Source organism: Bilophila sp. 4_1_30 (assembly GCF_000224655.1).
Lineage (GTDB): Bacteria > Desulfobacterota > Desulfovibrionia > Desulfovibrionales > Desulfovibrionaceae > Bilophila > Bilophila wadsworthia.
Window position 1 is genome coordinate 747,348 of the sequence record NZ_JH114233.1, and the last position, 13,936, is coordinate 761,283.

The 13,936-nt window shown below is 60.1% G+C and carries 13 protein-coding genes; 7 read left to right on the forward strand and 6 right to left on the reverse strand.

The genetic code is table 11. The annotated features are described in order from the left end of the window. The 6 genes from HMPREF0178_RS22095 to tssA all read right to left on the reverse strand — a co-directional run. Positions 1-278 (reverse strand): type VI secretion system baseplate subunit TssG (locus HMPREF0178_RS22095; protein ID WP_009380572.1); only part of this gene is annotated, 278 nt, incomplete at its 3' end. A gap of 89 nt (positions 279-367) precedes the next feature. After that, positions 368-2,167 (reverse strand): type VI secretion system baseplate subunit TssF, encoded by a 1,800-nt coding sequence (gene tssF / locus HMPREF0178_RS15160; protein ID WP_009380574.1) that lies wholly within the window; start codon positions 2,165-2,167, stop codon positions 368-370. Beyond that, complete coding sequence (tssE, locus tag HMPREF0178_RS15165; RefSeq protein ID WP_009380575.1) at positions 2,167-2,571, reverse strand: type VI secretion system baseplate subunit TssE; 405 nt, start codon at positions 2,569-2,571, stop codon at positions 2,167-2,169. The genes tssF and tssE overlap by 1 nt, the downstream gene beginning before the upstream one ends. Continuing rightward, the gene (locus HMPREF0178_RS15170) at positions 2,571-3,053 is read right to left on the reverse strand and encodes a type VI secretion system tube protein Hcp (protein ID WP_009380578.1); all 483 of its coding nucleotides are present in this window, start codon (positions 3,051-3,053) and stop codon (positions 2,571-2,573) included. The genes tssE and HMPREF0178_RS15170 overlap by 1 nt, the downstream gene beginning before the upstream one ends. Positions 3,054-3,449: 396 nt before the next feature. Next, positions 3,450-5,618 carry a type VI secretion system contractile sheath large subunit gene (tssC, locus tag HMPREF0178_RS15175; RefSeq protein WP_009380580.1) on the reverse strand — a complete coding sequence of 723 codons (2,169 nt, stop codon included), beginning with the start codon at positions 5,616-5,618 and terminating at the stop codon, positions 3,450-3,452. A 45-nt stretch (positions 5,619-5,663) separates the two neighbouring features. Continuing rightward, positions 5,664-6,698, reverse strand: coding sequence for a type VI secretion system protein TssA (tssA, locus tag HMPREF0178_RS15180; RefSeq protein WP_009380581.1), 1,035 nt, complete (start codon positions 6,696-6,698; stop codon positions 5,664-5,666). Positions 6,699-6,792: 94 nt separating this feature from the next. Between tssA and tssJ the strand changes: the two genes are divergently transcribed. From tssJ to HMPREF0178_RS15215, 7 genes are all read left to right on the forward strand, one after another. After that, a complete protein-coding gene (gene tssJ / locus HMPREF0178_RS15185; protein ID WP_009380582.1) occupies positions 6,793-7,389 on the forward strand; it encodes a type VI secretion system lipoprotein TssJ in 597 nt (198 codons plus the stop codon). Positions 7,390-7,535: 146 nt separating this feature from the next. Then, positions 7,536-8,966 carry an APC family permease gene (locus HMPREF0178_RS15190; protein ID WP_232281290.1) on the forward strand — a complete coding sequence of 477 codons (1,431 nt, stop codon included), beginning with the start codon at positions 7,536-7,538 and terminating at the stop codon, positions 8,964-8,966. A 75-nt stretch (positions 8,967-9,041) separates the two neighbouring features. Further along, positions 9,042-10,352: a histidinol dehydrogenase gene (gene hisD / locus HMPREF0178_RS15195; RefSeq protein WP_009380584.1), complete on the forward strand. Its 1,311-nt coding sequence runs from the start codon at positions 9,042-9,044 to the stop codon at positions 10,350-10,352. A gap of 75 nt (positions 10,353-10,427) precedes the next feature. Next, positions 10,428-11,630 (forward strand): DegT/DnrJ/EryC1/StrS aminotransferase family protein, encoded by a 1,203-nt coding sequence (locus HMPREF0178_RS15200; RefSeq protein WP_009380585.1) that lies wholly within the window; start codon positions 10,428-10,430, stop codon positions 11,628-11,630. Between the two features lie 47 nt (positions 11,631-11,677). Beyond that, positions 11,678-12,679, forward strand: a complete 1,002-nt coding sequence (locus tag HMPREF0178_RS15205; protein WP_009380587.1) for a D-cysteine desulfhydrase — start codon at positions 11,678-11,680, stop codon at positions 12,677-12,679. 67 nt (positions 12,680-12,746) lie between these two features. After that, positions 12,747-13,505 (forward strand): aspartate/glutamate racemase family protein, encoded by a 759-nt coding sequence (locus HMPREF0178_RS15210; protein WP_009380588.1) that lies wholly within the window; start codon positions 12,747-12,749, stop codon positions 13,503-13,505. A 43-nt stretch (positions 13,506-13,548) separates the two neighbouring features. Next, positions 13,549-13,936 (forward strand): sulfite exporter TauE/SafE family protein (locus HMPREF0178_RS15215; RefSeq protein ID WP_009380589.1); only part of this gene is annotated, 388 nt, incomplete at its 3' end.

Genomic DNA, 13,936 nt, shown 5'->3' on the forward strand with positions numbered 1-13,936 from the left:
GGGCCGTCAGCCCGCAGTTCAGGGCACAACGACGACGCCATATCCCGCCACAGATGCAGGAGCCTGTTGTGGAACAGATCCAGAAACTCCTGAAATGCCGGGTCCCCGGCCCGCATCCGCTCCCGCACCAGCAAGGCCACATGCGGCGGCAACGGCCCATCCATGCCCGCCAGCCCAAGCAGATTCACATCAAGGCGCGGAGCCCCGCCCTCCGGGAAGGCCACGCCGCGGACCTCCCCCGCGGGGATGCTGTCCGAAGCCGGGACGCCCCAGTCCATACGGCCTTTCCATGCCTCAAGAATCGCACTCGCCTGCCAGACGTCGAAACGCCACGGCGCGGACCGAAAGCGCGACAGGGCATCGCCGCCTAGATCAGCGGAAGCGCGCCGGATCGCAGAGGCCATCTGTGCCACGTCCCCTTACGGTTACAGGTTTTCAGCACAAGCTGCGTAAACGTGTTGATTCCGGCGTACAGCCCGAAGAACACGTCGAGGACCTCCGCGAACAGGAACGCGCTGCCTCCGGTGAAGGCGTCCTCGTCGAGCGTGAGCGTCAGCCGGGTTCCCCTCGCCGCACAGCCCGGAGCGGAACGCAAGGGGCGAATGAGCGGCTTGGCACACAACCCGTTCACGCCAGCGATCTGGCGCTGCGCAAAAGCGTCGCGCGGAGGCGCGTACAGGCGGAGCAGCTCACGCAGGACATTGTCAGCATCCGGCCCGCTCAAAGAAAGCTGGTGGAGGCTGAGATGGGAAACGAGCTTCCACAGTTCGCCGCCGAACATGGGCGGATCGTGCTGTTGCGAAGGAGGGCCGCAGAAGCGGATAGCCGCCGTGGGCATGTCCGTATCCCGCGTCAGTTCGCCCTGACGCCAGCGCTCGGCGGCACGGTGGCGGTTCGTGCACAATACCCGCGCGGAAGCCACCCACGGCCGAGCCGTCTCCGGGCGGAACGCCGCTTCCTTGAAATGCAGAAACACGTCCGTCCCTATGCCGTCCAAAGATGGCTTCCTGCGCAGGAACCACATCAGGGACGGCGGCGCATCCCCTTCTCCTGAAAGAGAAAAATACGGCATGACCGAAGAACGTTTCCCTCCCTCCAGAGCGTCCACAGCGATCACGGAATGGACTTCCGTACTGTCCCGGTGCCGCAGATCCGGCACGAGCAGATGTCCCGAGCGCTCGTGATCCACCCGTATGGGTTCCGCCAGTCGCTCGAACAAGTTGACCACAGGTACGGCGCAGGTGCGGAACAATCTTGAGGAAACCGTTTTCGGCGGCGGCGCGTCCACGGGGAACAGGAGATCGAAGCCTGACAAATCCCCGAGTTCCCGCCGACGCTCCAGCCCTCCCACCTCCCAGAACAGCAGGTGTTCGGGATAGGCAAAATACTCCTGCAGCAACTGGTATCCGGGCAGAGCGTAGACGGATTCGGGGAACAGACGCCCGCCCGGCTCCAAGCCCGCATGACACAGGGCCTCCCGGCCAAGGGAGAGCGCCCTGGGCCTTGCGGCCCCGGCGTCGTCCGCGAGAAAGACATCCCTACACGCGCCGTGCACCCATTCGTGCATGGGAAAAGTCGCAAACCGATCACCGCCAAGGTGGAGAGATAACGAGGGCAATCCGAACTTTGCCAGCGAAAGCCCCGCGATCCCCTCGATCCGCAGGCACAGGACACCGGGCACGCCCTGCGCCGCAACGGGCATCCAAGACGCCGGAGGGATGATGGAAGCCCGTACAACCTTCGCGGGATGCAACGTCAGAGGCCGGGCCGTCCGCCAGCGCAGCACGCCGCCGCGCTCGTCACGGTTGTGGATCGACGTGTGCGCCGGAATGCCGAATCCGTCCGGCAGCCCGGCCACGCCCGCCGGATTGGGGATGAATTCCGCCACGCCCACGGACGGAATCGGGCAGACGAACTGCGGATAGAGCAGCCCGAGCAGGCTGTGCGAGACCAGCGGCAGCCGGGATTCCGCGTCCGCCCTCACCCGGGCGGCAAGCCATGCGAACGACTCCAGCAGCAGATTAACCAAAGGATCGGGCTGCGTATCGGACGCCAGCCCGAGCTGGCGCGCCATGCCGGGATTCCGCACGGCGAAGCGGACCGCGTCCTCACGCAAGGAACGCAATTCCTCCCGGTACAGCCCGGCGATGTCCTCAAAGGCGTGCATCAGCCCTCCGCGCCCGCTCCAGCGGAGAACACGCCTCCGTCGCATTGGAGCAAAAACGTCACCGGTTCCTCTTCGGACGCCGCATCCACCCGCAAATGCAGCCGACCGTCCTCAAATCCAAGCGGGCTCACCCTTATCTTTTTCAGGCGCGGCTCGAAACGCTCCAGCGCAGCCGAAACGGCACGGGCCACCTCTCGCCCGTCCAGCGGGGCCGAACTCCAGTCCGCCAGGCCGTACCCCCTCACCAGATCCGCCGCAGCCCCATTCCCACAGGGGGCACGGGTGTTGAGCAGTTCCTCGACGTCTTCCGCCACGGCCGACAGGTATTCGCTCCGGGACAATCCGCGCCCCGAAGCTTTCCCAGCAAGGCGGGACAACAGCGGAATGCGCCTTTCCTCCTTCATTACGAAACCTTATTCGTCTTGAGATCGTGGTTGGCGGCAATATTGCCGTCGGATCCGCCCTCTTCCTTCTGGCGGATATAGGTGTACTTGATGGTCGCGTAATTCAGCGCGATCTCCTCATACGGCAGATCCCCGCCGCCACGCAGGTTGTAAGAGGCCACCACCACGTTCTCCATCGTGATTTCAAGGAACTTGATCGCGGCGTCATTGTCCATACGGCAGCAGGTGAGCACCACGGAATCCATGACCTTGGCGCTCCACAGGGCCTTGCAGATATTGGGCGAGGAACTGTCGAGATATTTGGTCACGTTCATCATCGAATGGACGGCCTGCCCCGTGGTGGGGCCGGTACTGCTGCGGATCGGCGAGGTCGGCTGATGAAACCCGTTGGTGAAATTGATGAGTTCCATCTGCTTCTCAAAGCCGCTGATGGTCGATTCGCCCTCAATATCACCGAGCTTGAGAAAGGTATTCGTGGACATGGATTCTGCTCCTCAAGAGTTGTATGCTCCGGAGGCAAGGGCTGCCGCCCTCTTGCCCTCATCCGGAGAAATGGCTCGTGCCCGTGGAACTTCCGGTTTCCCTCCTGCCCGGCGTACAGGACGAATGGGATTCACAGACATTGGGCATTTGCGTTTTATGCCGCGGCAACGTCGCAGTGGAAGGCATCAAAGACGGAAATCATTTCCCCCTCCTTGAAAGATCGCTCCAGCTCCGGCGTTTCCGTCCATGCGGAAGTCCGGGGCCGATCCAAAGGGCGGTTTCAAAAAGGCCGGGCACCGGGCGAGCCTTCGAGCCGTACGGGGCGAGGGCACCACAGCTCTCCCCCGGCGGGCAAAGGCATTTGCGGCCCCTCGCCGCCGGAGGCGCATCGTTTTTTACACCGCGGGCGGCGGCAATTCCGCCACAAGCCGGATACTTGCGGTCAGTTCCTCAAGCTGGAAATGCGGCCTCAGGAAGATCACACACTTGTACGCGCCCGGATTCCCGGGATCCTCGCTCACGTCCACACGGGCCTCACGCAGCGGATAGCGCGCCTTGATGTCGTCTCCGGCGTCGTCGGAGAGAAGGACATACTGGCTGATCCAGTTATTCAGATACCTTGACACGTTATCCGCCGTCATGAACGACCCCACCTTATCCCGCATGTTCGCCTTGACGTAGTGCGCGAACCGCGATGCGTTCAGCAGATAGGGCAGCCGCGCCGAGATCCGGGCGTTGGCGTTGGCCGTGTCGGAAGTATAAACCGGCGGCTTGTGGATCGTCTGGCCGCTGAAGAAAGCCGCCTTGTCCGAATTCTTGCGGTAAATCAGGGCGATGAAGCCGAGATCCGAAAGTTCCTTTTCACGGCGGTCGGTGATGCTCACCTCGGTGGGGCACAGCGCCACCGTCTCGCCGTTGGTCTGGCGGTACTTGTAGACATTGAGGTTTTCCACGGCCCCGCCGCCCTCATAGCCCCGGATCGCCGCCGTCCAGCCGTACTTGGCAAAGGCCGCCGTGATGCACGCGGCAAGGGCGAAAGCCGCGTTGCCCCAAAGGTAACGGTCTGGAGACGGCCCGGCGACATCCTCCTCATAAACGAAGGTTTCCACGGGATCGGTATCGTTGCCATAGGGCAGACGCATCAGCAGATGCGGAAGGCAAAGGGTCACATAGCGGGCATCGTCCTTCTCGCGGAACGAACGCCATTCGATATAGTCCGCGCTCTGGAAAATCTTGTGCAGATCGCGGGGCAAGGGCAGATCGGTGAAGCTCTCCAGCCCGAAAAGCTGCGGCGACGCGGCGCTGAGCAAGGGGGTGTGCGCTGCGGCGGCTACTTCCGCCATCTTCTGGAGCACGCCGAGGTCCACCGCCGACAGGCCGTATTCGTGGACATGGAGCAGGCAACTGTAGGGCTCTCCGCCGAACGTGCCGTACTCCTCCTCATAAACCCGCTTGAACAGCAGGCTCTGGTCGAACTCCACGGCCCGTTCCAGATCCGTACGCAGTTCCTTAAAGGAGGCGTTGAACAGCCGCAGCTTGAGCCGATCGCTCGTCTCCGAGTTGAACACCAGATAATGAAGGCCACGCCAGACGGCTTCAAGCTTCTGGAATGCCTCGGCATGTAGAATGGCGTCGAGCTGGCACGCAAGGAGCTTGTCCTTGCAGGCCACCCGTTCCGTCAGCATCCCCAGCATACTCCCGCTTGCGGGCAGCGTGAACGGATTGTCTTCATGTTCGGCAAGGCACGCCTCCAAACGCGCATCGGCGACTTCCCGCTGGCGCTTGTCCTCATCCGGGTCTCCGGAATTGCGGACCATTGCGGCGGCGATGGCCTCGGTATCGGGCCTTTTCGCCGTCCAAGCCTCGTCCAGCTTCTCCTTGGCCTCTGACGCCGCCGTTTCGGCTCGCCGAACGTCTTCTTCAGCGGCCTTTTGTTTTTCTTGGTCCTCTCCGGCCTTGCTCACGGCATCACGGGCGGCGTCCACAGAAGCCAACGCCTCCTTGTACACCTTCCGCAACGCGTCCAATTCCGAGGCAGAGTCACCGGTAGGGAACAACATCTTCTGCAGGCTGGCCTGTAAAGCGTCGTTGCCGTCCAACTTGGCGGCAAGATCCTGCAACAGATTGCGGCGCTCGAAAAACGCTGCCAGCGCCTTGACGTTTTTCACCAAACGCTCGGGCCTGAAATCGTCCAGCTTCTCAAACCGCAGCGCACAGGAGAACGCCGCCTTCTCCGGCTCAACGCCTCCTTCCCGCCACGCCGCACTCGCGTCTTCGGCAATGAAGCGGTCCAGCCCGGAAAGCCTGAGCGCGGGGACAACGGTTTTCATGATGTCGTCAAAATTGTCCCGGTCGACGGCGGCAAAAGCACGCAGCTTGTAATCGGGCAGCGGCGGAAGCCCCAGATCTTCCCGGACGGTCCTGTCACCCGCGAGATCCGCCATAATGCCCATGACAAAGGGAAGTTCCTTCTTGACGATGGCATCGCCCACTTCCACGTCATAGGTAATCTGTACGCGCGGCGGGCGTACCCTGCCGAGCCGCTTCTGGATCGATTCTCCCATAGATACGCTCCTTGACGCTTTTTCGCGGCGTGGGCCGAAAAAAGGCTATTCTTTGGTCATTCCGAGCAATTTCTTGATGGAGGCAAGGTTTTCCCCCTGCCCCAGCAACTCGTCGAGCAGTTCCGCCAGCGTCATGCCGCCCCACGAGACGGCCCGTTTCACCAGCCACGGGGCGGGGCTGTGCGGCTCTGTGCGCATGAGGTAATCGGCGATGGCGGAAAGGGAGGCATACGCCTGTTCCCGCGAGGAGAACGATGGCAGTGGCGGCGAAGACAAAGAGGCGGGAGAGGAAGGTGGGGATACGGGGGGATCCGTCCCGGCGGAGGGATGCCACGCGAGCACCCGCGCGTCGATATGCTCCAGCCTGTCCCGCAAGGCATGAAAGCTTGGTGCCTGCCCGCCGCAAAGCGCGTCGGCGGCGCGGGCGAGTTCGTCCAGCGCCAGCAGCGCTTCACGCAACTGCCCGTGCAGGGAGGCATGGAAGGCCGGGGAAGTCTGTGCCCCGGCAAGATTCAGCATACGCCGGGCATCGCCAGCCACGCCGTTCTTGCCGTTGCCGTTCTGGATGCGCTCGCGGTGCTCCATCGCCATCCAGTCCGCATAGGTGGCGGCAGGGACGTCCGGAGAGGCTTCCGTGATGGGCAGAGAGGCGGCCCGCTCGGCAAGGGTGGAGTCAAGCCATGCCAGCCGCGCCAGCCGTGCCTCCTGATCGCCTCCTTCCGGCTGCGGGTGCAGCCCGTCCCCAAAGCCGGAACACAATCCGGCGATCATCCTGAGCCCGCCCGGCAGGGAGGCAAAGCCATACCGCATCAGCGCGGCCTCGCAGGCCCATCCGGCAACCTGCATATCCTTGGAGCGCTCCCGGAGCACCCCGAGGGACAACGACAAGGCCTTATCCCAGTCTGCCCGCTTGAGTTCCCGTTCCCAGACCCCCTGCGGAAGGCCGGGGTCATCCTCCCGGCGCGCCTCTCTGATGGCGGCGCAAACGGGATCATGCGGCAATGCCGGACCGTACGGATCTTCGCCAAACGGATGCAGACATGACGCCCAGTCGACAAAATCTGACTTTGCTCTGGACATAATAAACCCTTCGTTATAAATTAGCTTCTAATATAAAGAAAAACATAGAGTCAACACTTTATTCCATTTTTGTCTTTCTCATAGCTATAACAGTATGATTCGATTCTTAAAATTCCATATTGCCGTCTTATTGGGCGTCATTGCGCTGTGCAGCGGCTGTTCCGCGCCGGAGCCCCCTCCTCCGACGCCGCCCGAAAGTGATGTGCCGTGGGTCTACGAACCCGACGCTGTGGTATTGCGTATCTCCGCCGACGAGCGGCTCAACGAGCATGAGGGCGAACCGTCCAGCCTGATGCTGTGCGTCTACGAACTGGCGACCCGAGAGGGAGTGGACAAAAGGCTCGCCAGCCCGGAAGGATTCGCCGAGCTGCTGGCCTGCGGGCGTTTCGACGATTCCGTGGTGACGAGCCGGAGGCTCTTTTCGGATCCCGGTCAGGCACAAAACCTTTCTCTGGACCGGGAAGAGGGCGTCCGCTGGATCGCGGTGATCGCCGGGTACTTCCACGGGACCCCCGCCCACAGCGCCCGGGTTGTCGCCGTGCCCGTACGGAAAATCGTCGAAGGCTGGGTGCCGTTCTTCAAAGACACCCGCCACGAACCTGGACAGACGATCATCCCCATACGCCTCGGCCCGGCGGAACTGATGGGAGGGGAACCCCCGCAGGCCCAATTGGGGCGGCAGTCCCTTTGAGCGCTGGCTGAACGTATGCCTCTGAAAGGACTCCGGCGAAGGGCCACCAGAAACCTGTGGGCCAAAGTTAGAGAGAGAGAGAGAGAGAGAGAGAGAGAGAGAGAGAGAGAGAGAGAGAGCAAGGCATCGGAAAAAATCGTGAGGAATTGAAAAAGACGACAACCCCGGCACAGGCATGGGCCCTTGCCGTAGGAGCCATCATCGGATGGGGGTGCTTTGTCCTCCCGGGGACTCGTTTCCTACCCGATTCCGGCCCGCTGGCCGCATTCATCGGGTTCATCATTGGCGGGGGGCTGATGTGCTTCATAGCCCTGTGCTATGGCATCCTCGTCAAGGTCTATCCCGTTGCCGGAGGAGCGTTTGCATACGCCTATGTCGGCCTTGGCACAAAGGCAGCCTTCATATGTGGGTGGGGACTCGTGCTCAGTTACACCTGCGTCATCGCGGCCAACGGTACGGCCGTGGCTCTTCTGAGCAGGTTTCTCCTCCCCGGGGTCTTTGATGTCGGATACCTCTACAGTATCGCCGGATGGGATGTATATCTCGGAGAACTGCTGCTTCTTTCCGCCTTGTTCGTTTTCTTCGCCTATATGAACTATAAGGGGATGAGCTGCGCGAGCGGGATCCAACTCATTTTCTCGCTTGCCTTGGCGGCTGGCGTCGCCGTTCTGGCCTTTGGGTCTTTTTCCACCGAAACAGCCAGATTTGACAATTTATACCCCCTCTTCGCCGAGGACAGGGCCGCATGGATCAGTGTCCTTGCCGTCATAGCCCTTGGACCATTTCTCTTCCAAGGATTCGATACAATTCCTCAAACAGCTGAAGAATTTAACTTTCCTCCATCTCTCTCCACAAAATTGATGCTCTATTCCATCGTTTGTGGCGGGATCCTCTACATACTGGTCCTTCTGGCGGTCGCCTCCATTCTTCCTTACCCCGCGATGTTGGCACAGAACCATCCATGGCTGACGGGAGAGGTCGCGACGCTCTCTTTCGGCAAGATTGGCGGAGCTATTCTGGCCATTCCGGTCCTCGCAGGCATATTCAGCGGCATGAACGGCTATTTCATAGCATCTACACGGCTTCTGTTCAGCATGGGGAGGGGAAAATTTATCCCGTCATGGTTCGAAAAGGTGCATCCACGCCACGGAACCCCTGTCAACGCTATTCTGTTCGTCCTGATGTTCACCCTCATCGCTCCTTGGTTCGGCCGGGCGGCCCTGAACTGGCTCTGTGATACATGTGCGTTGGGCGCGGCCCTCAGCTACCTGTTCACCTGCATCACCGCCTACAAGCTTGCCGCCGCCTATCCTGAAATGGTCATGCGATCCGGAAGATGCATCTCCCTCATCGGCGTCGCCATATCGTTGTTCTGTTTCCTACTGCTCTCCGTCCCCGGATCCCCTGCGGCCATCGGGCTTGAATCATGGGTCATGCTGTTGGTATGGGTAGCCCTTGGGGTCATCTTCTACCTTCAACGCGCTTCCGAACTCAGAGCTATTCCCGAACGGGAGATGCAATTCATGCTTCTCGGGAGTTCTGAACGCCCGCTCCTTTTTGGGACGAAAGCGGATTAAATTTTTTGCGCAAAAAATATTTCATAAAATATTTCATAAATTATAAAAACAACAATCACAGAAAGGAGAATCACCATGGAATGGCTCAAGAAAGCAGTCAAAACGACTGAAGCCAATAGTCAGGAAGCCCGGGAAGCCGTCGCATCCATGCTTCAGGAAATCCGGGCCGGAGGAGAACCGGCAGTACGCGAACTGGCTCGCAAGTTTGACAAATGGAATGCCAACTTCATCCTCTCTCCGGAGAAGCGGCAACGCCTCATCGATTCGGTCCCGGAAAGCGTCAAGCGGGATATCCAGTTCGCTCATAAGCAGGTTTCGGGCTTTGCCAAGGCGCAAAGGGAAAGCCTACATGATTTTGAAACCGAAGTGACTCCAGGCATCGTGCTCGGCCAAAAGGTCATCCCCATGGATGTTGCGGGCTGCTACGTCCCCGGCGGGCGGTTTGCACATGCCTGTTCCGCCATCATGAGCGTGGCGACCGCCAAGGCGGCCGGCGTATCTACGGTCATCGTAGCTTCCCCTCCGCGCGGCGAAAGCATCGATCCCGCCGTATGCTATGCCATGGATCTCGCGGGTGCGGACATTATTCTTGAGATGGGAGGCGTTCAAGCCATCGCCACCATGGCTTATGGCCTGTTCACCGGAAAACCCGCGAACATCATCGTCGGCCCGGGGAACGCCTATGTGGCCGAGGCCAAGGCCCTCCTCTGCGGATCAGGGCAATGTGGCATCGACGTGTTTGCCGGCCCCACGGAATCCGCAGTCATTGCCGACGACAGCGCCGATCCCATGACCGTGGCCGTCGACTTGGTATCCCAGGCGGAACATGGGTATAACTCCCCCGTCTGGCTGTTCACGACTTCAAAGGAACTGGGAGAAGAGGTGCTGCGGCTCATCCCCAAGCTGTGCGCGGACATGCCCAACCCCGACGTGCCGCTGACGGCCTGGAACGATTACGGCGAAATCATCTATTGCCCCGATCGCGAAGAGCTTGCCAAAGCCAGCGACCAGTATGCCGCGGAACATGTGCAGGTCATCGTCCGCGATACGGACTGGTGGCTCTCCCGCCTGACCTCCTACGGCTCCCTCTTCCTTGGCGAAGGCAGCACTGTCCCCCACGGCGACAAATGTTCCGGAACCAACCACATCCTGCCCACCAAGAAGGCCGCGCATTACAGCGGCGGGCTCAACGTGCATAAGTTTCTGAAAATATGTACCTATCAGCACATTGACGCTGCCGCTAACGCCATCATCGGCCCTGTGGCGTCACGCCTCTCCCGCGTAGAAGGTATGGAAGGGCACGCCAGAGCCTGCGACTGGCGGCTACGCAAATTCTTCCCGGAACAGGAATGGGATTTTACAGTGTACCAGCATCCCAAGTACTGAGCCTCCCCCCCCACATCCGGAGAGGCGTCCTCCTCTGCGTCTCTCCGGAAAACAGTTTCCCCATGGAGTAACGCTATGTTGACATTCAACAAGGACTTCACGCTTCAGGAACCCATTCCCCAAGAAAGCATCGACAAAGCTCTGGGCGTGCTTTCCACAGGCAGGCTTCACCGCTACAACACCATGAAGGGCGAAAAAGGCTATGCCGCCGAACTTGAAGAGGCGTTCGCGGCCTATATAGGTTCCAAGTATTGTCTTGCCTGCGCCTCCTGCGGCAGCGCCCTGTACATCGCGCTGAAGAGTCTCGGCGTCCAGCCGGGAGATACCGTTCTCTGCAATGCCTACACGCTGGCACCTGTTCCCGGAGCTATCCAAAACGCCGGAGCGCGGATCGAACTCGTCGAAATAGAGGACGACTACACCATCGATCTCGCCGATCTGGACGCCAAGGCCGCCCGGACGGGAGCCCGATATCTGCTCCTTTCCCATATGCGCGGCCACATGGCCGACATGGACAAGGTGATGGAGATTTGCCGCAAGCACAATCTCATCCTTCTGGAAGACTGCGCCCATACGATGGGAGCCAACTGGAACGGCAAAAAGAGCGGCAGTTTCGGCCATGCCGCCTGCTTTAGCACTCAGACCTACAAGCACATGAACTCCGGGGAGGGGGGACTGCTCGTCACCGACGATCCCGACGTGATCGCGCGCGCCATCATGTATTCCGGTTCCTATATGCTGTTCTCGGCCCACACCTCCCGACCGGGCATCGAAGCGTTTGAAAAGATAAAAAAGTTCACCCCCAACTACAGTTCCCGGATGGACAACCTCAGGGCCGCCCTGCTCCTGCCCCAGCTTGAGCGGCTGGATATCCAATGCGCCCGCTGGAACGAGCTGTACCAGCACGCGGAAATCCTGCTGAAGGCCATCCCCGGCGTCAGCTGCCCTCCCCGCAAGCCCCTCGAATACTACGTGGGAAGTTCCATCCAGTTCAACTTGGGCAACGCTTCCTATGAACAAATCGAAGCGTTCCTCGCGGAAACGGGAAAGCGCGGCGTCCAGATCAAGTGGTTCGGCAACAAGGAACCCGCCGGGTTCACCAGCTCTTATGACAGTTGGCAGTATTTTGAAAATCTTCCAGACCTTCCGAAGACCAAGAAGGTTCTCGCCACCATGTGCGACATGCGCCTCCCTCTGACCTTCACGAAGGATGACTGCACGCTGATTGTGGAAATCATCTCCGAGGTCGTCCGGGACATGGGGCTGGATAAGGCATAGCCATCCCTGCCTTTCTACATAACTTTTTTAACTCATACGGAGAAATTATGAATCTCGCCAAGTTCCCCCGTCGCGGCTATGTGCAGGCCCCCACTCCCCTTGAAGCCCTCCCCCGCTTTTCAGAGGCTCTCGGCGGAAAGGTCAACGTGTTCATCAAGCGCGACGACATGCTTCCCGGAACGGCCGGGGGCAACAAGACGCGCAAGCTCGACTTCTGCATGGCGGATGCGCTGCGGCAGGGGGCGGATTCCATCATTACCTGCGGAGCCGTGCAGTCGAACCACTGCCGTCTCACGCTGGCCTGGGCCGTCAAGGAAGGGCTGGACTGCCACCTCATTCTGGAAGAGCGGGTCAAGGGCAGCTACAAACCCGAAGCGTCCGGAAACAACTTCCTTTTCCAGCTACTTGGCGTGAAGTCGATTTCCGTTGTCCCCGGCGGATCCGACATGATGGGTGAAATGCAGAAGCTCGCCGAGACATTGCGCGCCGAAGGCAAAAAGCCCTATGTCATCCCCGGCGGGGCGTCCAACAAGATCGGCGCGCTGGGCTACGTTTCCTGCGCGGAAGAAGTACTTCGCCAGCTTTTCGAAACCGGATTGCGCATCGATCACATGGTCGTCCCCAGCGGGAGCGCCGGAACTCATGCAGGCATCATTGCCGGGATGATCGGAAACAATGCGGGCATCCCCGTAACCGGCATCGGCGTGAACCGCAAAAAAGAAGCCCAACAAGCCGCTGTGCTCAAATTGGCACAGGAAACACTCAATTATATCGGAACCGGCGTGACTATGCCAGCAGAAGCCGTAGTCGCCTTTGACGACTATGTCGGTCCCGGCTATTCCCTGCCCACGGACGGCATGGTGGAAGCGGTCAAGCTGCTGGCCAGTACCGAAAGCATCCTGCTCGATCCCGTTTATTCCGGAAAAGCCATGGCCGGCCTGATCGATCTCGTCCGCAAGGATTACTTCCCCGAGGGCTCCAACGTGCTCTTCCTTCATACGGGCGGTTCACCCGCTCTGTTCGCCTATCTTGACACGTTCCGGTCCTAATCGGCCATCAAACCTCATGGGGCGGCATCCTGCCGCCCCATGACGCCCGCTTGTCGAAGGGAATAGTATGGAATCGTTTGCGTCCATCGGCGTCCTTGGAGGCGTTGGTCCATATGCGGGGCTTGATCTTGTACAAAAGATTTTCAACAACACGCGAGCCGCGCGGGATCAGGAACATCTTCCGGTCACGCTACTTTCCTTTCCCGGGGAAATAGCAGACAGGATAGACTTCCTCGTTCACGGGACGGGGAAGAATCCCGGCGTTGCCATAGGGTGTATCCTCATCAGGCTGGCAAACGGCGGGGCAACAGTACTCGGCATTCCCTGCAACACGGCGCACAGCAGCTCCATTCTCCGCCCCGCGCTCCAGATGTTGGAAGCGTCCGGCACCGATGTCCGCTTCATGCACATGATTTACGAGGTCGTACGCTTCATCCGCGAAGAGCTGCCTGAACTACGCGCTGTCGGCGTTCTCTGCACGCAGGGGACCTACGCCTCAGGCGTTTACCGGACAGCTTTGGGCAATGCGGGCATAACGCCGCCATTTCCCGATGAGGAGGGGCGGGAAGAAGTCCAGAACGCGATCAGCCATGCAGCGTACGGCATCAAGGCGTTTTCCCACCCCATCACACCGAGGGCGTGCCATGCCCTGGATGTGCAGGCCGCGCAACACATCAAACGTGGAGCGCAGGCTTTGATCCTGGGATGCACCGAAATACCTCTGGCATTTACGGGACGGCATTTCCAAAATACACCGCTCATCGATGCTACGGATATTCTGGCCAGGGCCCTTATACGGACGTTTGCCCCTGGCAGGCTTCACTGAGCATTCCCCTGAAGTCCCTTGAAAAGAAAGGAAGGCCGCCATCATGACGCCCGATATGACTATCTTGATCGTTTCCATAGCCTGGTTTCTTGGCGGGTTCGTCAACGGCGTGAGCGGAATGGGCGCGGCAATGGTCGCCCTGCCCATCGTAGCCGGTTTTATGGATATGAGCGAAGCAGTCCCTTCCAGCTGCCTTGTCACCTGCATCGTAGCCGGCTATGTGGCATGGATGTATCGCCGCAGCTGCCGCATGGCTTCAGTATGGCCAATGCTGCTTGGCTGCCTCCCCGGAGTGCTAGCTGGCGTATGGGTGCTCAAATTTGTTCCGGGAACATGGCTACAGGCGGGGCTCGGCAGCTTGTTGCTCGTCTATATGCTCTGGCAATACCTGTATATCCCGTCCGGTCGACATAAGGAATCCCTGCCCTCCG

What these genes read in the sequence shown, in the direction of transcription:
- tssF (WP_009380574.1), bottom strand. Translation starts at nt 2,167, where the DNA reads ATGCACGCCTTTGAGGACATCGCCGGGCTGTACCGGGAGGAATTGCGT.
- HMPREF0178_RS15210 (WP_009380588.1), top strand. Translation starts at nt 12,747, where the DNA reads ATGGAATCGTTTGCGTCCATCGGCGTCCTTGGAGGCGTTGGTCCATAT.
- tssC (WP_009380580.1), bottom strand. Translation starts at nt 5,618, where the DNA reads ATGGGAGAATCGATCCAGAAGCGGCTCGGCAGGGTACGCCCGCCGCGC.
- tssE (WP_009380575.1), bottom strand. Translation starts at nt 2,571, where the DNA reads ATGAAGGAGGAAAGGCGCATTCCGCTGTTGTCCCGCCTTGCTGGGAAA.
- HMPREF0178_RS15200 (WP_009380585.1), top strand. Translation starts at nt 10,428, where the DNA reads ATGTTGACATTCAACAAGGACTTCACGCTTCAGGAACCCATTCCCCAA.
- hisD (WP_009380584.1), top strand. Translation starts at nt 9,042, where the DNA reads ATGGAATGGCTCAAGAAAGCAGTCAAAACGACTGAAGCCAATAGTCAG.
- HMPREF0178_RS15205 (WP_009380587.1), top strand. Translation starts at nt 11,678, where the DNA reads ATGAATCTCGCCAAGTTCCCCCGTCGCGGCTATGTGCAGGCCCCCACT.
- HMPREF0178_RS15170 (WP_009380578.1), bottom strand. Translation starts at nt 3,053, where the DNA reads ATGTCCACGAATACCTTTCTCAAGCTCGGTGATATTGAGGGCGAATCG.
- tssA (WP_009380581.1), bottom strand. Translation starts at nt 6,698, where the DNA reads ATGTCCAGAGCAAAGTCAGATTTTGTCGACTGGGCGTCATGTCTGCAT.
- tssJ (WP_009380582.1), top strand. Translation starts at nt 6,793, where the DNA reads ATGATTCGATTCTTAAAATTCCATATTGCCGTCTTATTGGGCGTCATT.